Consider the following 17,567-nt stretch of genomic DNA (forward strand, 5'->3'; position numbering starts at 1 on the left):
GCAGGAGCAGCGGGAGCGGCCGGGGCTGCAGGAGCAGCGGGAGCGGCCGGGGCTGCAGGAGCAGCGGGAGCTGCAGGAGCAGCGGCTTCGGCGGCCGGAGTGGCGGCGGGAGCCGACGACGAGATGATCGCGACGACCGTGCCGACCTCAACGGTCTCGTCCTCGGGAACACGAATCTCCGCGAGGAAGCCAGCGACGGGGGAGGGGACCTCGGAGTCGACCTTATCCGTGGAGACCTCGAGCAGCGGCTCATCGGCATCGACGGCGTCGCCCACGGACTTCAGCCACGTGGTGACGGTGCCCTCGGTGACGGACTCACCCAGAGCGGGCATACGCACCTCGGTGCCCTGAGCGGGAGACGCAGCAGGGGCAGCAGCAGGTGCCGGGGCTGCAGGTGCGGCCGCGGGAGCAGCGGGAGCCTCAACGGGAGCGGCGGCAGGGGTAGCGGGGGCGGCCGAGGCCTCGGATGCGTCACCGATGCGCGCGATCTCGGTACCGACCTCAACGGTCTCATCCTCGGGGACCAGGATCTCCAGCAGAACGCCGGCGACGGGGGAGGGGACCTCGGAGTCGACCTTATCCGTGGACACCTCAACGATGGGCTCATCGAGCTCGACGGTGTCGCCGACCTGCTTCAGCCACGTGGTGACGGTGCCCTCGGTGACGGATTCGCCCAGAGCGGGCATGGTCACTGAAGTTGCCATTGTGTGTTCTCCTATAAAAAATTTCGGTCAGTTGTGGACGTGGAGCGGCTTACCGGCCAGTGCCATAGCCGCTTCGCCAATCGACTCATTCTGGCTGGGGTGCGCGTGGATGAGGGAAGCGACGTCAGAGGGGTACGCCTCCCAGTTCACCATGAGCTCGCCCTCACCAATCTGTTCGCCGATGCGCGCGCCGATGCCGTGGAAGCCCACGATCGGACCGCCCTCAACCGAGACCAGCTTGATGATGCCCGACGTGGCCAGGATAGACGACTTTCCGTTACCAGCGAGGTTGTACTCGACCGTACGCACCTGATCGCCAAACTTTTCACGTGCCTGCTTTTCAGTCATGCCGACAGAGGCGATCTCCGGCTCGCAGAAGGTCACGCGCGGGATGTTGATATCCGCCTGCATCGTCGGGTTCAGGCCAGCAATCTCTTCGGCGACGAAGATACCCTGCATGAAGCCGCGGTGAGCGAGCTGGAGGCCGGGGACGATGTCGCCAACCGCGTAGATGTTGCCAACACCGGTGTGCAGGCGGTCGTTGGTGATCACGAAGCCACGGTCCAGCGTGATTCCGGCCTGCTCGTAGCCCAGGCCTTCGGTGACCGGGCCGCGGCCGACGGCAACCAGGAGGACGTCAGCATCGAAAGCCTTGCCATCCTCGGTTTGGACGTGCACGCCCTGCTCGTTTTGCGTAGCCGAGGCGAAGCGGGTGTTCGTGTGGAACTTGATGCCGCGCTTGCGGTAGGCGCGCTCGAGCTGCTTGGAGATCGCCTCATCCTCGTTGTTGGCAAGGTGGGGCAGGGCTTCGATGATCGTGACCTCAGCGCCGAAGCTACGCCACACGGAGGCAAACTCGAGGCCGATGACGCCGCCGCCGAGAATCACGACGGAGGAGGGAACCCAATCCATCTGGAGCGCCTGATCGGAAGAGATCACGCGGCCGCCGATTTCGAGGCCGGGGATCGAGCGCGAGTAGGAGCCGGTCGCCAGAACGATGTTACGGCCCGTGATGCGCTGGCCGTTCACCTCGATGGTGTTTGCGTCGGCCAGGCGGCCCCAGCCGGAGATAACCTCGACGTTGCGGGACTTGAGCAGGCCCTGCAGGCCCTTGTAGAGGCCCGAGATGACCGAGTCGCGGTACTTGCCGACCTGAGCCATGTCGATACCGTTAAAGGTGGAGGAAACGCCGAACTTGGCGGACTCGCGCACAGCCTCGGCCGTCTCTGCGGCGTGCAGGTACGCCTTCGTGGGAATGCAACCGCGATGCAGGCAGGTGCCGCCCACCTTATCGCCGTCGATGAGGGCGACCTTCATTCCGAGCTGCGCAGCGCGCAGGGCGGTCGCATAGCCGCCGGAACCCGCACCCAGAATGACGATGTCGTAGGTCGATTCGCTCAAGGTTTAAAACTCCTCGTTGATGAGCCGGAGCTCAGATGGTTGTTTTCATGGCGGGCCTCACGGTCCTTATAGGCCTATTGTCCCACGTTTGTGCAATGCTGTCTTGAAGCTCGGTGTTTCATCCCGGTGTATCAGGCCACATGACACCCTCTTGTTGAGGGCGCTTTGTTGATGCGATGCGGGGTGTGCGCGGCCTCGGTAGGATCGATAACGTGCATGAACATGACGCAACGAACGAGGCTGTCGGTGCGCGCGATCAGCGCCCGCCGTCGCTTGGACTTGGCCGCATTATTATCGCTTTGTTCTGGCTCTTGGGAGCTTGGATTTTTGTGACGGCTATCCTCGATCTCTTTCATGCCCAGGGCCAGCCCTGGGGGCCGCGGATCGTTGCACTCCTCGCTGGCGTCGACTACCTCATTGCAGCGACGGCTTTGACACACAATGGGCGACGCATGCGTCTGGTTGGCTGGGTGACAATTACGCTGTCGATTGCTATCCCTATTATTTTGTGGGTCGCCTCCCTCGGCCTTGACGAACTGAATTCGGCCCGTTCTGCATGGACCGGTTTTGGCGTGGATTTCTATTACGTGCCCCTCATCGTCTCGGTTATCGGCCTGGTGTGGATGTGGCGTTCAAATCCGCGCAGGATTGTCTCCCTCGCGGAGCAGGTGGAGCGTCCTTCTACTCCGTGGAAGGCTGGCTGAGCTCAGGCCTCACTGAGAGTGTCCTGTAGCAAGCGAGGCCCGGCGGATTCATCCGACCTGGGCCTCGCTTCTTTGATGTCTGGCGAGGGCTAGATGCCACCCGGAAAGCCGAGCTGACGCCACGCCTCGTACAGGACGATGGACGCGGAGTTTGCCAGGTTGAGAGAGCGCACGCCGTCAACCATCTGGATGCGCACGCGATCCTCGACGCGGGAATGATTCATTGCCTCCTCAGAGAGCCCGACTGACTCGCGACCAAAGAGGAGGCCGTCGCCATCGGCGTAGGAGATATCGGCGTACATGGTGGTGGCGTGGCCTGTGAGCGCCCAGATGCGTCCCGGCACCTGAGCGAGGGCGTCATCCAGACTCTCGTGCACCATGACGTGCGCGAGGTCATGGTAATCCAAGCCGGCACGGCGAAGCTTCGCGTCGTCCATATCAAAGCCCAGCGGCTTGACCAGGTGCAGCATGGACCCGGTACATGCCGACAGACGGATCGCAGCACCCGTATTCCCGGGGATTTCCGGCTCCCAAAAAATAATGTGCAGCATAATCCTCAGGCCTGGTGAGTAACGGTCAGGGTCGCGCGCGCGATGATGTGCTCAAGCGCTACGAACGAGGCCATGGCTGGAGTCGCATCGTCATCGAGCCCGAGAGTATCCGTATTCAGGGCGTGCACAGCGAACACGTAGCGGTGCGGGCGGTCGCCAGGTGGGGGAGCGGCCCCGAAGTAGGAGGCCTCGCCCGCGTCGCCGCGCAGGTGGAAAGCGGGGCCGTCCAGCATGAGATCGGACGCTCCGGCCCCCGCCTCTAGGTGAGTCATCGATGCGGGGATGTCGAGGATTGCCCAGTGCCACCATCCCGAGGGGATCGGTGCGTCAGGGTCGAAGCAGGTCAGCATGAAGCTTGCTGTTTCCTCCGGGAAGCCATGCCATGCGAGATCCGGAGAAAGGGAACCTGCGTCGGCTGTCGCCGACTTCGGCATCGGCGCGCCGTCGGTGAGAACGGTCGATGACAGTGTGAACGTGGGGACATTCAGGCCGTCGTAGGGGCTGGGGGCGAGTGGGCGCTGGTCGATATTCATGCCTTCTCCTTTTCGCGATGCCTCCATTGTGACCTATTCGCGCTCGATCGGCGTTCGGGACGCAGATGTGTGAGCGTGGTTCTACACTTCCCATGTCGAACACATGTTCTATTTGTGGGAGGGGAGCCATGACCGATGCGCACGCGCGTCTGCTCGCGGCGCGTGACGTGCTGAACCGTGCCGAACGGGCTGTCGGGCTGCGCGCGCGCGACGACATTGAGCACGGGTCCACTGGTGCTTCTCCCATCCTCCTGGGACCGACGAGCAGGTCCGAACTCATCCGTCTACTCATTGATGTGTGCCCCACCGGTGGGTGGATCGGTGTGTGTGGAGTTGGTGATATCGGCTGGGAGTGGGCAGCTCAACAGGGGATGGACCTCGACCGTGTTCTCGTTTTAAACGCTGAGAAAGATTCCCCGCTGGTCGATCTGTGTGCCCTTCTCGTGGACGCTTGCGATGTCATCTGCCTCGATATTCCTGAACTGTCCGGTGCACACCAGCGGATCCTGGCGGCGCGAGCTCGCTCCATGGGACGCACCATCGTGACGCTTTCTTCCTGGCAGGGGCTTTCGCGTGTCCCCGCTCCACGTCCGCGAATGCGGCTGGTGATATAGGTGCGTGACATGGTGGTGTGGGTGCCCGACTGGCCGGTCCACTGCCTCGTGGTTGACCTGCCTCCGGGTGGGGTCGGGGCCGTCGTGCATGCTGACCGCATCGAGGTAGCTAGCGCGGCGGCTCGGCGCGCAGGCGTCAGGAGCGGCATGAGCGTGCGGGAGGCAACGTTTTTATGCCCCGATCTTCTCTGTATGCCGCGCGACCCCGATCGCGAGGCCAGAGCTTTTAGCGCGGTCGTCGACGCCTTCGACTCGGTGGCGGCTGGGGTTCAGTGCATGCGCCCGGGCTTGGCCAGGTGCCGGGTACGAGGCCCGGCTCGTTGGCATGGGAGCGAGGAGGCCGCCGCCTCGGCTCTGGTGTCGGCGATCGAGGAGGCTGTTGGAGTCGAATGTTTCGTGGGAATTGCAGACGGTCCAGTCGCCTCTGTGAAAGCGGCGCGCGAGGGACGTATAGTTCCCTCCGCAGAGACCCAATCATTCCTGGGGCGTATCTCATTGTGCGAGGTTCTGAGTTCTGTTCCTCCCGCAATGGTTGACAGAGCGTCTGAGGCGGTCGAACTCTTGCGGGGCCTGGGTATCCGCACCTGTGCGGATTTTCTTGGCCTTGGTCGCGGTCGCGTGTGCGAGCGTTTCGGGGATGTCGGTGACGCGCTCTGGATCCTCGCATCCGGTGGAGATGGCAACGTTGCGCCGACTGATCGTATCCAACCTGACATTGCGGTGGAGTGCAGTATCGACGCCGGTGGAGAATCCATCGACACAATGATGGTTCCCATTGTGCGCCTTGCTCGAGATCTGGCGCTGAAGTTGGCGCAGGGTGGGCTTGTCTCGCAGACGCTGCGCATTGACGTAGAAGACGCAGGGGGCGGGCAACGCACTCGCACGTGGAGCGGATGCAATCTGTGGGCTCCCGATGATGTCGCGCTGCGCGTTCGCTGGACGCTGGCAGGATGGACGTCTGGCGTCAATGGTCCCAGTGGTGCCGTAGCCAGCATCCGCGTCACCGCATGCGATCCCCGGGAGGGGCATGGGACGACTGCGCTGTGGGGACGAGGAGACCGCGAGCGCGATGTGTTGCGAAGTGTCGTGCGTATCCAGGGTATGGCGGGGCCGGATGCGCTCCTCGTTCCGCGGGTGCAGGGTGGTTATGATCCGCGTAGTCGCGTGGTGATGGCCAGATGGGGCAGCGAGTCTCGCCTGCGTTCGTGTGAGGGGGCGTGGGAGGGGCGTATTGCTCAGCCTCCAGCGACGCTTTTTGACGAGCCAGTGCGGGTGAGGATCGTGGGCGAATCGGGCATCTTCGATGATGTGCGTGTCGACCATCGAGGAGCCTTGAGTGCAGTGCCCGCCTATTTCATAGACCCCCATGACACAACGCGATCCACGTCCGGGAGGGGGCGACGCGTCGCGATCACACGCGTGGAGGGCCCCTGGCCGGTGGGGGGACGCTGGTGGGCCAAGGAACGCCCGCGCGCCTACATGAGGGTGTTGCTTGAGGATGGTCGGGATGTGTTCCTTGTCTGGCAGGGAGGGGAGTGGGCGATGGAGGGGCTGACCCAGTGACCCGGTGACGGGCGCTGGTGCGTGCCGTAGACTGAAAGGATGGTATCTCTGTCGCTGAGTGAAACGCTGGCCTCGCTGTCGGATGACGATGTGATGGCCCTCGTCGGCCCGGCGACGTGGGCAAACGGTCTGCGTTTGGCGCGCAGCGGTGCGGTGCGCGAATTCTCCTGGGACGAGGTCGGCGAACGAGCTGAGGCGCGCGTGAAAGAGGGAGGACTCACGTATCGTGTGCGTGTCGAGCAGGGTGCGCTGCGCCCATCGCTTTCATGCGCGTGCCCGCTGCGCGGTGACTGTCCGCATGCGGTTGCCATGCTTATCGTCGGACGCGAGGATGCTCGCGAGAAGCGTCGCGCCGTGCCCGAATGGAGCCGGATTCTCGAGCAGATGCTGGGTGGGGATCGCGACCATCTAGGTGATCCCTTGGCCCTCGTTGTTGATGCCCATGATCCCGGCGTCGAGCCGTCTCTCGTTCCTCTTCGCCGTGGCTCCTCGTCGGCGTGGACGACGAAGCGCGCCTCGTGGCTTGATCTGACGGCAACCCAGTGGGCGTCGGTGACCGATGGTCTTGATCCGACGCATGTCTCGCTGATGCGCGAGGGTTATCGCTTGTCTCGAGAGTCGCGTTCGTGGCATTCGCGTACGGAAGTGACGCTTAGCTCGCTGGGTGAGCATGCGTACGCGTGGCTTGCGCGCCTTGTGAGGGCCGGGGTGGAGCTGTATGCCTCGCCTGAGGCGCGCGACCGGGTGGTGCTGTCTCATACGACGTGGGATGCGGACATTGATGTGCGTGCCGGTGATGATGGCCTTGACGTCAGAGTTGTTGCGCGTAACGGAGATGACGTGGTGGTAAGGCCTCGTATCGACCGCGACGCGGGTGTTCTGTTGCTGGATGGGGGGCGTACCATCGCGCGCATCGAGGGGCTGGCGACGCTGGACGGTTTTCCTCTCGACCGTGCCCTGCATATTCCCTCGGCGGACATCGCTGAGTTTCGAGGAACGTGGTTGCCGGCGCTTCTGCGGCGTTTTTCGATGGCGTCCTCCGATGGGAGTTTCGATCCCCAGGCGCGGCCCGACGTTTCTCTCGTGGGAACGGTGCGCCGCGATGGAGAGTCGGTCGTCGTGCGTTGGTGGGCGGAGTATGAGCAGGGCGAGTCGCGCTCGCGCACCCCCGTGGCGCACTGCGTGGGCGACGAGGCTGTGGCGCAGATTGTGCGGCGCGTGGAGTCGTGGGGGCACGCGCTGGACGCGGATCTGTGGACACCGCCGCCGCGAACTGGGCGCCTGTCGCCATGGCGTGTTCCTACGTTCTTGGAACAGGTTGTCGACATCGAGGGGCCGGACGGTCTCGTGTGGGATGTTGCGGACGATGTACGCGCGATTGATGTGCGCGAAGACGGCTGTGACATTGACCTGAGCGTCGATCCTGCCCAGCGCGACTGGTTCGATCTGAATGTGCGGCTGCGCCTGGGCACCGTCACGATCAGCGTGCGCGAGGCGCTTGAGGCGCTAGCCAGCGGTCAGGACTATGTCGAGGTGGGTGGCGTGTGGGTGCGCCTGGACGGGGAACGCATTCGTTCTTTGGCCACCCTCTTGGAGGAAGCACGGACGCTGTCGGGCTGGGATGGTGAGGACATGAGGCTCACTCCCATGCAAGTCGGCATGGTCGATCTGGTCGCCGCCGCATCCGACCACGTGAGGTTGAGCGACGCCTGGAGAACACGCATCGCTCCGCTGCGCGGTGGCTCTGGGGACGATGGGTTGCCTCCGGTGCCGAGCCTGAGCAAGATCCTGCGCCCGTACCAGCGGCGTGGGCACACGTGGTTGACGGCACGGCTGGCGCGGGGAATCGGTGGAATCCTGGCCGATGATATGGGCCTGGGCAAGACCGTTCAGATCCTCTCGGCCGTGGCCGCCCTTCATGTGCAGGAGCCTGCGGGTGAAAGAGCCCCAGTGCTTGTCGTCGCGCCGACGTCCGTTGTCGGCGTCTGGACCGATCAGGCCCGCACTTTTACGCCGCATCTGCGTGTGCGCGCCGTGAATGAAACGGCCGCGCGCCGAGGAACGACGATTGCGCAGGAGGTCGAAAACGCCGACGTCGTTGTCACCTCCTACACGCTGGCGCGCTTGGAGGGTGAACAATGGAAGGACGTGCGTCTCGGTGGTGTCATCATCGATGAGGCGCAGGCAGTGAAGAACCCCCGCACCGCGACGTACCGCGTCCTTCGCGACCTCGAGGCACCCTGGAAGCTGGCGGTGTCTGGCACCCCGATTGAGAATTCGCTGTCAGACCTGTGGTCATTGCTCTCTTTGACGTGCCCAGGGCTCTTGCCTCCGTGGGAGACATTCCAGCAGCGGGTGCGTAAGCCCATTGAAAATGGTGCGGATCCGGCACTGCTCACGCGTTTGACGGCCTATGTTTCCCCCTTTGTTCTACGTCGTACGAAGGAGGAAGTTGCACCCGATCTGCCCGACAAGATCGTCGACATCGTGCGCGTTGACCTGGGTAAGGAGCACCGTCATATCTACGACCAATACCTGGCCCGCGAGCGCGCGCGGATCCTTGACCTCTTGCGCGATGTGGATGCGAACAGGATGAGCGTGTTGGCGTCGATCACGAGGCTGCGTCAGCTTGCGCTCGACCCGGCCCTCGTTGAGTCCTCGTACGCGCACGTTGGGTCGGCGAAAATTGAATACCTGGCTGATCGCCTGGACGAGATCGTGCCGTTGGGCCATCAGGCGCTCGTGTTTAGCCAGTTCACCTCATTCCTGGAACGTATTCGCCACGTGCTGGAGCGTCGTGGAATCTCCGTCGTACAGCTTGATGGATCGACGCGTGGTCGCGCTGAGGTCATCGAGCAGTTCCGCTCGGGGCGCGCCCAGGTCTTCCTGATTTCACTCAAGGCTGGCGGCTCGGGCTTGACCCTCACCGAAGCCGACTATGTGTACGTCATGGATCCGTGGTGGAACCCAGCCGCAGAGGAGCAGGCGATTGATCGTGCGCACCGCATCGGCCAGACGAAGAAAGTGAATGTCTATCGGATGGTTGCGACGGACACGATTGAGGCGAAGGTCGTGGAGCTTCAGGATCGCAAACGTCAGTTGATTTCCTCGGTGATGAACGGGACAGGTACGGGCGCTCGCCTGAGCGAGGCGGACCTTCGCGGCCTTCTTGATTAACGGCCGACCATACCGTCCGGGCGTACGGCGATCTTCAGTCCGGCGCGTGTACGCACTGCGTCGAGGGCCGAACTCACGTCGGACAGTGCAAACTCGTGCGTGAGGAGCTGTGAGAGGTCGATGCTCCCGGTGGAGAGCATGTCGACGGCACTCGCGTAATCGTCAAGGGTCGCGTTGGCGCTGCCGCTGAGAGTCAGTTCGCGATAGTGCACGAGGTTCGGATCGACCTGTGCCGTGGCCCCGGCGGGGAAGCCAGCGAAGAATGACACATGTCCGCCGATGCGCGCGCACTGGATGGCAACGGGGACGAGGCCGGGGTCGCCGACGGCGATGATCACGACGTCTGCTCCCACGCCGCCCGTCCATTCCTGGACGTTGGCCACGAGGTCGTCGCCTTGAGACGTCGTCGTGGTCTCGGCGCCCATCGTACGGGCCGGTTCGAGGCGCGCCGCTCGGCCGCACGCCATCACGCGGGCTCCGGCGAAGGCCGCGAGCGCGCAGTGGATGAGGCCGATCGGACCGGTTCCCAGCACGAGAACGCGGGAGTCGGGGCCGATTGGCAGACGCCTGGTGGCGCGCAGGCAGCATGAGAGCGGCTCTGCCAGCGCCAGGAGGGGCGGGGTGATCTCGCGAGCGACGGAAGTAATGCAGCTAAGGGCCTCCTGGGGAACAAGGATGAAGTCTGCGAGCCCTCCGTCCACGCCCGTTCCGAAGAGGCGCATGCGCGCACACACGTTGGACCGGCCACTGACACACGCGTCGCAGTGTCCGCACGCGATCTCGGGTGCGAGGCCGACCTGCGTGCCCGGAGCGGGAACGTCAACCCCTGCGGTCAGTTCGTCTCCGATGCGCCATACGCGCGCGGCGATTTCATGCCCGAGAACGACGCCCGGGGTCACGCCGTTCGTTTTTTGTCCCGTTGCGATGCGCAGATCGGTGCCGCACAGGGTCGTTGCTTCCACGGCGAGAAGAGCGTCTTGGGGACCAAGCGCAGGGATAGGACGTTTCTCGAGAGTGAGTGCGCCAGGGGAGCGAAGCGACGCTGCGAGCATGGATTCCATGGTCCCAGCATACGGTTTGTGACCACAAGCGTGGCCTCTCTTCGATACGCATGCGCACGTGTGCGGGTAGGCAGCCTCCCACTTCATCGAACATTTGTTCGATATGATGGGTGCGTGACCATGGAGCAACGCTACGCAGAACTGCACGCGCACAGCGCTTTCACCTTCCTGGACGGGACCGACGAACCCGCGCAGATGGTGGCCGAAGCTGCGCGTCTGGGCCTTGACGCCCTGGCGATTCTCGACGTTGATGGCATGTATTCGACGGTTCAGACGACCGTGGCAGCTCGCGACGTCGGCCTGCCGATCGTGTATGGGGCCGAGCTGACGCTCACGCCAGACGCGCTCAGAGGAATCATTCCGGGCACGCAGGCGCCGGGATGGGGACTTGCCCCCGGCGCTGACGATCCGGGGATACGTCTGCCCGTATTGGCACAGAGCCCCGGCGGGTACGCCAACCTGGTGGGGGCCATGAGTGAGCGGGCGCTATCTGCGCCGGGGGAGCGAAACCCCTGCCACAGCCTCGTCGATCTGAGCGTGGCCGGAGGGGATCTCATCGTCCTCACGGGAGGCAGACGCGGTCCGCTCATGCGTGCTCTGCGAGCTGGAGGAACGGTGTCAGCACGCCGAGTCCTCGATGGACTCGTGGACACGTTTGGGCGCGACCAGGTTCTCGTCGAATGGCAGGCCGCGCGCGGGGATGAGGGTGAGGTTGGAGACACGCTTGCGGAGCTTGCGTGCGCCAGTGGAACACGGCTCGTTGCCACGACCGGCGCGCGCATGTCGACTCCCTCGAAGCAAGCACTCGGCGACATCCTTGCCGCTACCCGACTGGGCGCCTCCCTCGACGAGGCGCACGCGCACCTGGGTGCCCATCGTTCCTTCTTGCGCTCACCCGCCGAAATGGCTCGGCTGCACGGCGCCCACCCACATGCTCTTGATAACGCCTGCGACGTCGCAGCCTCCTGTGCTTTCGACCTGCGCCTCGTCGCTCCGCGATTGCCCCGTACCCGGGTTCCCGACGGGCATACACCGGATAGCTGGCTCGCACACTGTGCCTACGAGGGGGCCCGCGAGCGCTATGGGACGCGCGCACAACACCCTCGGGCATGGGAAACGATCGATCATGAACTGGGGATTATCGAACGGCTCGGCTTTGCGGGCTACTTCCTGATCGTCAAGGAGATCGTTGACTTTTGTGAGCGCAGCGGCATCCTGTGCCAGGGGCGAGGGAGTGCCGCCAATTCAGCGGTGTGCTACTGCCTCGGAATCACGGCGGTAGACGCCGTGCGCCACAACCTGCTCTTCGAGAGGTTTTTGTCCGATGCGCGTTCAGGTCCCCCCGACATCGACGTCGACATCGAGGCATGCCGTCGCGAAGAGGTCATTCAGTACGTCTACGACACCTTTGGGAGGGATCGCGCGGCACAGGTTGCCAACGTCATCACGTATCGCCCGCGCTCGGCGATCCGCGACGTCGCCCGCGCTCTCGGGTACCCCGCCGGCACGGCTACGGCCTGGTCCCAGGGCAGGGGAGAACCACCAGCCCTTGTTGGTGACGCTGCTGCTGCGCTTGCACGTCTGCCCCGACACATGGGGATCCACTCGGGAGGCATGGTGCTCACCGATCAGCCGGTCTCGCGCATCTGCCCGGTGGGGTGGGCAGCGATGCCGGGACGCACCGTCCTCCAGTGGGACAAAGAGGATTGTGCGGATGCGGGCCTCGTCAAGTTCGACCTGCTCTCGCTCGGCATGCTGACGGCGCTGCGCGTCGCCTTCGATGAGCTCCAGGCTGGCAACGCACGTACTGGAGAGGCAGCGAATAAGCTCCTGCGCGGCTGGGCGCCGCGAGTGGTGCATGGGCGCGGCGATAAGCCCCTGGGACTGCACACTCTTCCGGAGGAGGATCCACGGGTCTACGACTTGCTGTGCGCAGCCGACACGGTTGGCGTCTTTCAGGTGGAGTCGCGCGCGCAGATGAACACGCTTCCCCGTCTCAAACCGCGGTGTTTCTACGACATCGTCGTGGAGGTTGCCCTCATACGCCCCGGCCCGATCCAGGGGAACTCGGTCAACCCCTACCTGCGGCGCCGAGCGGGACGCGAGGAGGTCACCTACCTGCACCCACTCCTCGAACCGGCTCTGCGTCAGACGCTCGGCGTGCCGCTCTTTCAGGAGCAGCTCATGCGCATCGCGACGGATGCAGCAGGTTTTTCGGGTGCCCGAGCTGATCAGCTACGTCGTGCGATGGGGGCCAAACGCAGCCCTGAGCGCATGGAAGCCCTCAAAGGAGACCTGATGGCCGGCATGGAGGAACGGGGGATTGACGCCCCCACGCGCGAGCGCATCTTCGAACAGCTCAAGGGTTTCGCGGACTTTGGGTTCCCGGAGTCTCACTCCTTTTCGTTCGCGCACATTGTGTACGCCTCATCCTGGCTGAAGGTGCACGCGCCGGAGCACTTTTACGCCGCGATTCTGGCATCGCAGCCGATGGGTTTCTATTCCCCTGCGACTCTTGTGCAGGACGCTCGCAGGCACGGCGTACGCGTCGTTGGCCCATCGGTGAATGATTCGCTCGTTGACGCCAGCGTGCAGCGCGTGGGGAAGCAAGCGGGGGAGGATTACCATGCGGGACGATCGGAGCGCCTTCCCTCTCGAGGCCTCGTTCCCCTCGATGTCGATAGCTCCCTCGCGGTACGCATCGGGCTCTCTCAGGTGCGAGGCCTGGGCGCGGCTGCTGCGCGCATCGTCGAAGCGAGGCACGAGGGCCCCTTCGCGAATCAGGCGGACCTGGCCCGGCGTGCCCATATGAGTGCCTCCGACATGGAAAAACTTGCGATGGCGGGAGCACTCGAGTGCCTGGGAGTGGGCAGACGAGAGGGGACGTGGGCAGCCGGAGCACTCGCCCAACCCACCGCACGGGCCGGCCAGTGGCAACCGTTTCTTCCCGGCACGGAGGTGGGTTCCGTCGTCCCCGATCTCCCTCCACTCTCAGAAGAGGGGCACATGCGCTTGGATGTCGCCTCGACGGGGCTGACTGTAGGGACGCATCCTTTCGCGTACGTGCGTTCCGCTTTGCCTGAAGGAGTCCTGCGGACGGGTGATCTCGGACATCACTTGGCTGGACGCATCGTCGACGTCGCAGGAATAGTCACCCACCGACAACGCCCTCACACGGGCGCAGGGGTCACGTTCCTCTCCCTTGAAGACGAGACCGGCCTCGTCAACGTCTCCGTGTCGGTGGGTGCGTGGAAAAAGTTCCGGCGCGTGTGCCTCGAGTCGAGTGCGCTGCTCGTACGTGGGACGCTCGAGTGGGGAGACGGCGCGATTAGCGTGCAAGCATTTAGGATCACGCCTGTCGGGCTTCCCGTCGACGTGAAGTCCCGGGACTTTCGTTAGCGTCCGCTCTGGGACGCTGCCCTCGCTACCCCATCGAGGATGAATGCACGCAGGTCTTCGACCGTCTCGCACACGGCGTCCGCATCGTCGAGGCCATCCTCTGTCGCATATCCCCAGCCGACTCCAACCACTGGGATGCCAGCCTCCTGTGCGCCACGGACATCCCAGATGGAGTCTCCCACGATGACGGGGTGGGAGATATCAGCTCCCACCGCCTCCAGGCGCGTCAAGGCCTCACGAATGACCCTCGCCTTATTCGAAGACGGATCGGGTGTAGCTCCCGCGACCACGTCGAAGATGCTGGTCAGTCCCAGCTGTTCCATCTGCGCCACAGCCATCGGCGTCTGCTTCGACGTCGCGGTGGCCAAGGGGATACCCGCGTTGTGGAGATCATGCAGCAGGTCGATGACTCCCGGGAAGGGCTCAGGATCGAGATAGTGAGCTTGGTATCGAGTGCGGTAGCGAGTCACGAGGCCAGCCAGAAGCTCTCCCTCGTACCCCAGGTCTGCGAACGAATACCACAGCGGCGGGCCAACATACGTACGTAGGCGCTGATCGTCGGGGATTGGCAAATCGTAGTCTGACAGTGCGTCACGGAACGCGCTCATGACGGCCGGAGCGGAATCAACGAGCGTTCCATCGACGTCAAAAAGGACAACAGAAATGGATAAAGACACGTGATTCCCTCGCGTTGTTGGTGCTTTCTTAGTCACTATGCCCTATTATCCCGAGAGAAGCATCCGACACGACCACGAGGAGGGAGACATGGAGTCACGAGCACGACTCACGCCGATCGTTCAGGCCAATAGTGCACGCGCCGCCGCATGGCGAGTCTTCTTCGAGGCGTCCGGGCGCCTACAGGGCATTCTCGAGACGCGTCTCAAGCGTACCTACGGCGTCTCTATGCCGGACTACAACATTCTCCTGGCGCTATGGGAGGCCCCCGGCCACCGTCTGCGCATGGGGGAGCTCGCTGAGCGGGTCGTCTATTCTCCCTCGCGTGTCACCTACCTCGTGTCGAACCTGTCGCGTGACGGTTGGGTGGAGCGCATTCCGTCGCAGACGGACCGACGGGGATACGACGCGTGCCTGACAACACAGGGCATTGAAACTGTGCTAGCTGCCACAGAACTGCATCAGCAGACCGTCAGCGAGTATCTTCTCGATGGCATGACGGACGAAGATATCGACGCGATTGCAAAGGTTTTCGCGACTCTCGACTCGCGTCTGCGGGGCGACGAAAAAGAATCCTAGTTTCGATTGGCGCATGTCGACCACATCGTGTTAAGCTTCTACTCGCTTGCGGATCGCAACGGTTCGCATCGCTCACCTGCGCGGGTGGCGGAATAGGCAGACGCGCTAGCTTGAGGTGCTAGTCCTCATTTTACGAGGGTGGGGGTTCAAGTCCCCCTCCGCGCACGAGATGCCCCGGGGCCGAAAGGCTCCGGGGTTTTCCATATCACCGACGAGGAGGCGCCGTGCGTATTGACATGTGGCTCGACACCTGCGATCCCTGGAGTTACTTGGGGCTGCGACACCTTCGCGCAGCTCTCGAGCAATTCGGCCGCCGTGACGAGGTTGAGGTCTACCTGCACGCATTTCTTCTCGATCCCGATCTCGACGCGCCCATTGATAAGCCACGAGTCGTTGCCCTCGTCGAATCCGGCACCGCAACCCTCGAAGAGGTGCGTGAATCGGACGAACGCATGCGTGCACTCGGCGCTCGCGAGGGCATTCGTTTTGACTTCGACAATCTGATCATTGCCCCAACGTCACGCGCGCACCGCGTGATAGCTGCAGCCCATGACGCGGATATTGACGAGGATACGGTGGCGGGCCCGTCCTCGTGCCAGCTCAAGGTCGCCGAGGCAATTATGCGTGCCCACTTCGAAATGGGACTCGACATCTCCCACCCGGACGTCCTGATCGGGTGTGCCCAGGACGTTGGCATGCCGGCAGACCTAGCGGCACTGGCCATCGAAGACGAAGAATGGGCTTCCAGCGTCTATTCGGACTTCCAAATGGCGATGCACATGGGCGTCACCGCCGTCCCCACCTACGTCTTCGACGCCCAGTTCCTCGTCGACGGGCATCAGACCACGACCGCATTCACGAACATCCTGGCCACCGCCTGGGAACAGTCTCGAAAGGACCACGCATGAGCGAGAAGACCACCACCGCCTCGAACACGACTGGGGGAGCGCCCAGCCCGATGGATCTCGTGATGGAGTTCCACCGCACCTACTCGGTCCCGATTCGTCCTTTCGACGATCCGACGCTGTCCTACGAGCGCCTCGATCTGCGCATGAGCCTCATTGCCGAAGAGTTCGCTGAGCTCGTCGGAGCGGTGTACGGCAAGCGCGCCCGCGCCATCATCGAGGCCGCCACCGCTGAGGCCGCAGCTGCTGATGACGGAGAGCGCGATGTTATCGAGGCTGCGGATGCCCTTGCGGATCTCGTCTACGTTATTTTCGGGATGGCGATCGAATCAGGAATGGATCTGGATTCGGTGCTCGCTGAGGTCCAGGCCTCGAACCTGTCGAAGCTGATGCCCGATGGTTCTGTCAAGCTCCGCGAGGACGGGAAGGTACTCAAGGGCCCCAACTTCTTCCCGCCGAATGTTGCCCGTGGCCTCGGGATCGACGAATAGGAGAACTCGTCCGACTCGGACTAAAGTCCCTAGCACGCGCGTTCGTGCCCGTCAGGTGACACAATAGACGCGGTCCACTCATAAGGAGGAAAGACATGGCACGCGTCGCAGTCATTGGCGGAGGATACGGAGGCGTCACGGTCGCTAAGGGACTTGATCCCCTCGCGGACGTCGTTCTCATCGAACAGAAGGACCAGTTCGTCCACCACGCAGCGGCCCTGCGCGCCGCTGTCGATACGGTGTGGGAGCATGCAATCTTCATGCCCTACACGAATCTCCTGAGCCGCGGCGAGGTCGTGCGTGGCACGGTTTCGCGCGTCGACGGCACGACAGTCCACGTCTTCGGGCACGATCCGATCGAAGCCGACTACGTTGTCTTCGCCACCGGATCCACCTACCCCTTCCCGGCGAAGTACTCCTCGTACCGTTCCTCCGTTGCCAAGGCGCGCCTCGAGCAGCTGCACGAGAACCTGAGCCGAGCCCGCTCCGTCATGATCGTTGGCGGCGGCACCGTCGGCATCGAGCTGACCGGCGAGCTCGCCAACGCCTTCCCGGGCCTCGACATCACCATCGTCGAGTCCTCGGACCAGATTCTGGGCACCCCCGGCTACACAGACGCGCTCCGCGAAGAGATCAGCGAGCAGCTGGCCACGCTCGGCGTACGCGTCGTGACCGGTTCCGAGCTCGCTTACCTGCCACCGCAGAACGTCGGCGACCTGGGACACTTCATGGTGCAGACTAAGAATGGCGAGGTTGTCGAAGCGGACCTGTGGTTCCAGTGCTACGGTGCACGCGCTAACACCGGCTTCCTGATTGGCTCCGAGTATGAGTCCGTCATGAACCCGAACGGCACGATTCGCGTCGACGGCACCATGCAGGTCGTTGACCACCCGAATGTCTACGCCGTGGGTGACCTGACCGACGTGCGTGAATCCAAGCGTGCTGATGCGGCACGCCAGCAGGCACGCGTCGTCATCGCCAACATCACGGCGCAGATCGAGGGCGAGACACCTGACGCCCTGTATGAGCCCACCAAGGAATGGGTCATCCTGCCTCTCGGACCGAACATGGGTGCTTCCCAGTTGCTCGACGCAGACGGCCAGACCCGCATCTTGGGCGCCGATCAGACCGCCGAGATCAAGGGAACCGATCTCATGGTGTCCGTTATTCGTTCGCAGCTCAACCTTCCCTGATAAAGTGCGCCGTCTCA

At 63.5% G+C, this 17,567-nt stretch carries 15 protein-coding genes, 1 tRNA gene and 1 pseudogene; 11 read left to right on the plus strand and 6 right to left on the minus strand.

The genetic code is table 11. From position 1 onward, the window contains the following. A partial coding sequence (locus tag HMPREF1478_RS10885) for a biotin/lipoyl-containing protein (RefSeq protein ID WP_016461619.1) occupies positions 1 to 704 on the minus strand: 704 nt, incomplete at its 3' end. Between the two features lie 27 nt (positions 705 to 731). Continuing rightward, positions 732 to 2,105, minus strand: a complete 1,374-nt coding sequence (lpdA, locus tag HMPREF1478_RS08265; protein ID WP_016461620.1) for a dihydrolipoyl dehydrogenase — start codon at positions 2,103 to 2,105, stop codon at positions 732 to 734. A 212-nt stretch (positions 2,106 to 2,317) separates the two neighbouring features. Between lpdA and HMPREF1478_RS08270 the strand changes: the two genes are divergently transcribed. Then, positions 2,318 to 2,809 carry a hypothetical protein gene (locus HMPREF1478_RS08270; RefSeq protein WP_016461621.1) on the plus strand — a complete coding sequence of 164 codons (492 nt, stop codon included), beginning with the start codon at positions 2,318 to 2,320 and terminating at the stop codon, positions 2,807 to 2,809. 89 nt (positions 2,810 to 2,898) lie between these two features. Here HMPREF1478_RS08270 and HMPREF1478_RS08275 read toward each other — a convergent pair whose 3' ends face one another. Further along, the gene (locus HMPREF1478_RS08275; RefSeq protein WP_016461622.1) at positions 2,899 to 3,360 is read right to left on the minus strand and encodes a tRNA (cytidine(34)-2'-O)-methyltransferase; all 462 of its coding nucleotides are present in this window, start codon (positions 3,358 to 3,360) and stop codon (positions 2,899 to 2,901) included. A gap of 5 nt (positions 3,361 to 3,365) precedes the next feature. Further along, on the minus strand, positions 3,366 to 3,893 hold the full coding sequence (locus HMPREF1478_RS08280; protein WP_016461623.1) for a YbhB/YbcL family Raf kinase inhibitor-like protein: 528 nt from the start codon (positions 3,891 to 3,893) through the stop codon (positions 3,366 to 3,368). A 128-nt stretch (positions 3,894 to 4,021) separates the two neighbouring features. On the opposite strand from HMPREF1478_RS08280, the gene HMPREF1478_RS08285 reads away from it, so the two are divergent. The 4 genes and pseudogenes from HMPREF1478_RS08285 to HMPREF1478_RS08295 all read left to right on the plus strand — a co-directional run bounded on the left by HMPREF1478_RS08285 (position 4,022) and on the right by HMPREF1478_RS08295 (position 9,247). Further along, positions 4,022 to 4,507 (plus strand): ImuA'/RecA-like NTPase, encoded by a 486-nt coding sequence (locus HMPREF1478_RS08285; RefSeq protein ID WP_016461624.1) that lies wholly within the window; start codon positions 4,022 to 4,024, stop codon positions 4,505 to 4,507. A gap of 9 nt (positions 4,508 to 4,516) precedes the next feature. Beyond that, positions 4,517 to 4,918, plus strand: a pseudogene (locus HMPREF1478_RS10950) (Y-family DNA polymerase); the annotation flags it as partial. A 117-nt stretch (positions 4,919 to 5,035) separates the two neighbouring features. After that, positions 5,036 to 6,070: a DNA polymerase Y subunit UmuC family protein gene (locus HMPREF1478_RS08290; protein ID WP_232207470.1), complete on the plus strand. Its 1,035-nt coding sequence runs from the start codon at positions 5,036 to 5,038 to the stop codon at positions 6,068 to 6,070. 39 nt (positions 6,071 to 6,109) lie between these two features. Beyond that, positions 6,110 to 9,247 (plus strand): DEAD/DEAH box helicase, encoded by a 3,138-nt coding sequence (locus tag HMPREF1478_RS08295; RefSeq protein WP_016461626.1) that lies wholly within the window; start codon positions 6,110 to 6,112, stop codon positions 9,245 to 9,247. Here the strand turns inward: HMPREF1478_RS08295 and HMPREF1478_RS08300 are convergent. Continuing rightward, positions 9,244 to 10,299 carry a zinc-binding dehydrogenase gene (locus HMPREF1478_RS08300; RefSeq protein WP_016461627.1) on the minus strand — a complete coding sequence of 352 codons (1,056 nt, stop codon included), beginning with the start codon at positions 10,297 to 10,299 and terminating at the stop codon, positions 9,244 to 9,246. The genes HMPREF1478_RS08295 and HMPREF1478_RS08300 overlap by 4 nt on opposite strands. A gap of 123 nt (positions 10,300 to 10,422) precedes the next feature. Between HMPREF1478_RS08300 and HMPREF1478_RS08305 the strand changes: the two genes are divergently transcribed. Next, the gene (locus tag HMPREF1478_RS08305; protein ID WP_034475585.1) at positions 10,423 to 13,707 is read left to right on the plus strand and encodes an error-prone DNA polymerase; all 3,285 of its coding nucleotides are present in this window, start codon (positions 10,423 to 10,425) and stop codon (positions 13,705 to 13,707) included. Here HMPREF1478_RS08305 and HMPREF1478_RS08310 read toward each other — a convergent pair. Next, positions 13,704 to 14,384, minus strand: a complete 681-nt coding sequence (locus tag HMPREF1478_RS08310; RefSeq protein ID WP_016461629.1) for an HAD family hydrolase — start codon at positions 14,382 to 14,384, stop codon at positions 13,704 to 13,706. The two genes, HMPREF1478_RS08305 and HMPREF1478_RS08310, sit on opposite strands and share 4 nt — an antisense overlap. A gap of 88 nt (positions 14,385 to 14,472) precedes the next feature. Between HMPREF1478_RS08310 and HMPREF1478_RS08315 the strand changes: the two genes are divergently transcribed. From HMPREF1478_RS08315 to HMPREF1478_RS08335, 5 genes are all read left to right on the plus strand, one after another. Beyond that, the gene (locus HMPREF1478_RS08315) at positions 14,473 to 14,961 is read left to right on the plus strand and encodes a MarR family winged helix-turn-helix transcriptional regulator (RefSeq protein ID WP_016461630.1); all 489 of its coding nucleotides are present in this window, start codon (positions 14,473 to 14,475) and stop codon (positions 14,959 to 14,961) included. Between the two features lie 78 nt (positions 14,962 to 15,039). Then, a tRNA-Leu gene (locus HMPREF1478_RS08320) sits at positions 15,040 to 15,126 on the plus strand. 71 nt (positions 15,127 to 15,197) lie between these two features. Further along, positions 15,198 to 15,869: a DsbA family oxidoreductase gene (locus HMPREF1478_RS08325; protein ID WP_034475656.1), complete on the plus strand. Its 672-nt coding sequence runs from the start codon at positions 15,198 to 15,200 to the stop codon at positions 15,867 to 15,869. After that, entirely contained in the window at positions 15,866 to 16,357 is a 492-nt protein-coding gene (locus HMPREF1478_RS08330) for a pyrophosphohydrolase domain-containing protein (RefSeq protein ID WP_016461632.1), read from the plus strand. Before HMPREF1478_RS08325 ends, HMPREF1478_RS08330 begins: the two co-directional genes overlap by 4 nt. Before the next feature lie 95 nt (positions 16,358 to 16,452). Continuing rightward, positions 16,453 to 17,550 carry an NAD(P)/FAD-dependent oxidoreductase gene (locus tag HMPREF1478_RS08335; RefSeq protein ID WP_016461633.1) on the plus strand — a complete coding sequence of 366 codons (1,098 nt, stop codon included), beginning with the start codon at positions 16,453 to 16,455 and terminating at the stop codon, positions 17,548 to 17,550. Positions 17,551 to 17,567: the final 17 nt, after the last annotated feature.

Source organism: Actinomyces sp. HPA0247, from assembly GCA_000411415.1.
Taxonomy (GTDB): domain Bacteria; phylum Actinomycetota; class Actinomycetes; order Actinomycetales; family Actinomycetaceae; genus Pauljensenia.